Annotated in this window: 1 protein-coding gene; it reads right to left on the reverse strand. The window is 54.0% G+C overall.

The window, feature by feature from the left end; translation table 11 throughout:
- Positions 1-4,754, reverse strand: a 4,754-nt coding sequence (locus tag Q4551_RS16000; RefSeq protein ID WP_303434915.1) for a cadherin domain-containing protein, incomplete at both ends; no start/stop codon positions are given.

A 4,754-nucleotide genomic window follows, 5' to 3' on the forward strand; every position in this document is an offset into this window, starting at 1 on the left:
ATACCGCTGCCGTCGCCGTCGTCGGCGGTCGTCCAGCTCACCACGTAACCGGCAGCGCCGGAGGTAAAGGTTGGAGCGGATTCGTCCAGGTCATTCACGGTCAGGGCGACAGCCTGACTGCTGTAGTTACCTGCCGCATCCGTCACGGTGATGATCAATGAGTAGTCAGTGCGGGTTTCAGCATCCAGTATGGTGTTGAGGCTGACGTCGCCGGTGCTGGCATCGATGCTGAACAGTGCGGCATCGTCGCCCGAGAGCGAGAAAGTCACGCCACCGGAGATATCCCCGGAATCATCGGCGGTGACCGTATGAATCACAGAGTCAATGGCGGTATTTTCATCCACACTCACGCTGCTGCCCGAACTAATGACCGGGGCGGTATCATCGAAGTTATTAACCGCCAATGTTACTGCTTGATCAGTGACGTTACCTGCGCCATCAGTGGCAACCACAGTAAAGCTGTAGTCAGGCTTGGTCTCGTAATCGGCGTCCGCCAACAGGGTGACTTCACCGGTGCTGGCATCAATCGAGAAGTACGCCGCATCTGCACCCGACAGACTGAAACTCACACCATCAGAGATATCTGCAGAGTCATCAGCGGTGGCGGTATACACCACAGTACTGGCACCGCTATTTTCATCGATGGCAGTCGCGGTATCACCAGAGGTAATCGTCGGCGCTGCTTCATCGAGGTTATTCACCGCCAAGGTGACGGTCTGGTCAGTGAAGTGACCAGCCCCATCGGTGGCGATTACAGTAAAGTTGTAGCTGGACTTGGTCTCGTAGTCCGCATCGGCCAACAAGGTGACTTCGCCGGTTACCGAGTTGATGCTGAACAGTGACGCATCTGTACCAGACAGGCTGAAACTCACGCCATCAGAAATATCAGCAGAGTCATCCGCAGTGGCGGTATACACCACTTGCCCAGCACCAGAGTTTTCATCGATCGAGGTGGCCGTAGCGCCAGAGGTAATCGTTGGCGCGATTTCATCCAGGTTATTGACTGCTAAAGTAACGATTTGGTCGGTGTGGTTACCGGCTCCATCGGTGGCTGTAACAATAAAGCTGTAGCTGGCTTTAGTTTCGTAATCGGCATCCGCCAACAAAGTGACTTCACCGGTGCTGGCATCGATCGAGAAATACGCCGCATCGTCGCCTGAGAGCAAGAAGCTCACTCCACTGGATATATCCGCTGAATCATCGGCAGCAGCGGTATATACCACTTGCCCCGCACCAGAGTTTTCATCGATGGCAGTGGCCGTCGCGCCAGAGGTAATCGTCGGTGCCACTTCATCCAGGTTATTGACTGCTAAAGTAACGATTTGGTCGGTGTGGTTACCGGCCCCATCGATGGCTGTGACGGTAAAGTTGTAACTGTCTTTTGTTTCGTAATCAGCGTCGGCCAATAAGGTGACTTCACCGGTGGCTGAGTTGATGCTGAAATACGCCGCATCGTCGCCTGAGAGCGAAAAGCTCACTCCACTGGATATATCCGCTGAATCATCGGCAGCAGCGGTATACACCACCTGCCCAGCACCAGAGTTTTCGTCGATCGCAGTGGCGATAGCGCCAGAAGTAATCGTCGGTGCCAATTCATCGAGGTTATTCACCGTCAGGGTGACGGTTTGGTCGGTGTAGTTACCAGCTCCATCGGTGGCGGTGACGGTAAAGCTGTAGCTGGACTTGGTCTCATAGTCGGCATCGGCCAACAGAGTCACTTCACCGGTGCTGGCATCAATCGAGAAGTACGCCGCATCTGCACCCGACAGACTGAAACTCACACCATCAGAGATATCTGCAGAGTCATCAGCGGTGGCGGTATACACCACAGTACTGGCACCGCTATTTTCATCGATGGCAGTCGCGGTATCACCAGAGGTAATCGTCGGCGCTGCTTCATCGAGGTTATTGACCGCTAGTGTCACGGTCTGGTCAGTGAAGTGACCAGCCCCATCGGTGGCGATTACAGTAAAGTTGTAGCTGGACTTGGTCTCGTAGTCCGCATCGGCCAACAAGGTGACTTCGCCGGTTACCGAGTTGATGCTGAACAGTGACGCATCTGTACCAGACAGGCTGAAACTCACGCCATCCGAAATATCAGCAGAGTCATCCGCAGTGGCGGTATACACCACTTGCCCAGCACCAGAGTTTTCATCGATCGCAGTAGCGGTATCACCAGAGGTAATCGTCGGTGCCACTTCATCGAGGTTATTCACCGCCAGCGTAACAGTTTGATCGGTGTGGTTACCGGCTCCATCGGTGGCGGTGACGGTAAAGCTGTAACTGGACTTGGTTTCATAGTCGGCATCCGCCAACAAAGTGACTTCGCCTGTAGCGGAGTTGATGCTGAACAGTGACGCATCTGTGCCAGACAACGAATAAACCGCTGCCGCATCATCCGTGGTCGCAGTGTAAATCACCACGTTCTCACCGGAGTTTTCGTCAATGGCGGGGATGGTGGCATCCGAGGTAAAGGTCGGCGCTGTTTGATCGGCTAATGTGACTCGCTCATCAGAAACCAGACTCAGATTGCCGGCATTGTCGACGGCATAAGCGTAATAATCGCCATAGGCCAGCGCCGTGGTATCCACCGTGACGGTGCCTGCTGCTGCCAGTGTTGCGGCGACCCAGAGATGACTGCTGGCGCTGGTAATATCAGATTCACTGGTTACGGTGACCGTATCGCTGACCAGATACACCGTACCCGCTTCGCTGCTTTGCAGTGTCACCAGCTCACCGGTTTCATAGGTGCTATCCATCACCAGCGAGCCATCAGCATTAAAGGCCTGCATAAAGATCGAATTATTACCGTCACTATTCTCTCCATACCAGGTCACCACATAGGCTCCATCGCTGCCCACTGCGGTGATTTGCGGATCATAGTCATCACCGGTGGTATTACCCAAGGCCTCCAGTTGTACCGTGGCACCGTTAAAGGAACCATCGGCATCAAATGCCTGAACAAAGACCGAATAGTCATTGTTGCTATCCTCACCGTACCAGGTCACCACATAGGCGCCATCGCTGCCTACTGCGGTGATTTGTGGAGCATAATCTTCACCGGTGGTATTACCCAGCGCTTCCAGCTGTACCGTGCTGCCATCGAGAGAGCCTTCGGCATTAAAGGCCTGAATGAAGATCGAGGTATTCCCTCCATAGCCAACACCGTCATACCCATACCAGGTCACCACATAGGCACCATCGCTGCCCACCGAGGTGATTTGGGGTAGCAAATCATGCCCAGCGTTATTGCCCAACGCTTCCAACTGTACCGTGGTGCCACTCAATGAACCATCAGCATCAAACGCCTGCACAAAGATCGAATCATCACCGCCGCTATCGGCCCCGTACCAGGTCACCACATAGGCGCCATCAGTGCCCACGGCGGTGATTTGAGGGTACCAATCATCAGCGGTGGTATTACCCGGCACTTCCAGCTGTACTGTGTCACCGTTGAAAGAACCATCGGCCTTAAACGCCTGCACAAAGATCGAATAATCACCGTCGCTATCATCACCGTACCAGGTCACCACATAGGCGCCATCAGTGCCCACGGCGGTAATTTGAGGGTAGGTGGTATTACCCGGCGCTTCCAGCTGTACTGTGTCACCGTTGAAAGAACCATCGGCCTTAAACGCCTGCACAAAGATCGAATAATCGTTAGCGCTATCTGCTCCATTCCAGGTCACCACATAGGCGCCATCGCTGCCCACCGCGGTGATTTGAGGATCAAAGTCATGACCAGTAGTATTACCCAGCGCTTCCAGCTGTACCGCGGTGCCATTAAGAGAACCATCGGCATTAAAGGCCTGCACAAAGATCGAATAATCATTAGCGCTATCTGCTCCATACCAGGTCACCACATAGGCGCCATCGCTGCCCACCGCGGTGATTTGCGGGCCATAGTCATAATGATTGGGCGCTGTCAGCGGTACAATAGTGCCATTAAGAGAACCATCGGCACTAAAGGCCTGTACAAAGATCGAATAATCCCAGTCGCTATCCCGACCGAGCCAGGTCACCGCATAGGCACCATCGCTGCCCACCTCAGTGATTTGCGGAAAATAATCTTGTACCGTGGCATATCCCAGTTGTACCTGTGCGGGAGCCAATACAATGCTGACGTCTGGAGCGGTATCATCCAGATCGTTGACCGCCAGCGTCACGGTTTGGTTGGTGAAGTTGCCTGCTCCGTCTGTGGCCGTGACCACAAATGAATAGCTGGACTTGGTCTCGTAGTCGGCATCCGCCAACAAAGTCACTTCGCCTGTAGCGGAGTTGATGCTGAAGTACGCCGCATCGTCGCCTGACAGACTGAAGGTGACGCCATCAGAGATATCTGCGGAGTCATCCGCGGTGGCGGTATAAATCACACTGCCCGCACCGCTGTTTTCATCAATCGCAGTGGCCGTAGCGCCAGACGTAATCGTCGGTGCGACTTCATCCAGGTTATTGACTGCTAAAGTAACGATTTGGTCGGTGTGGTTACCGGCTCCATCGGTAGCGGTGACAGTAAAGCTGTAGCTTGGTTTGGTTTCGTAGTCGGCATCCGCCAATAACGTCACTTCGCCGGTGGCTGAATTAATGCTGAACAGTGACGCATCTGTACCAGACAACGAATAAACCGCCGTCGCGTCATCGGTCGCTGCGGTGTAAATAACCGAGCTGGCACCAGAATTTTCGTCAATGGCATCCGCCAGAGTCCCGGAGGTAAATACAGGCCCCACTTCATCCAGGTTATTCACCGCCAGGGT

The sequence above is a fragment of the Oceanobacter sp. 5_MG-2023 genome (assembly GCF_030548165.1).
In the GTDB taxonomy this organism is placed as follows: domain Bacteria; phylum Pseudomonadota; class Gammaproteobacteria; order Pseudomonadales; family Oceanobacteraceae; genus Oceanobacter.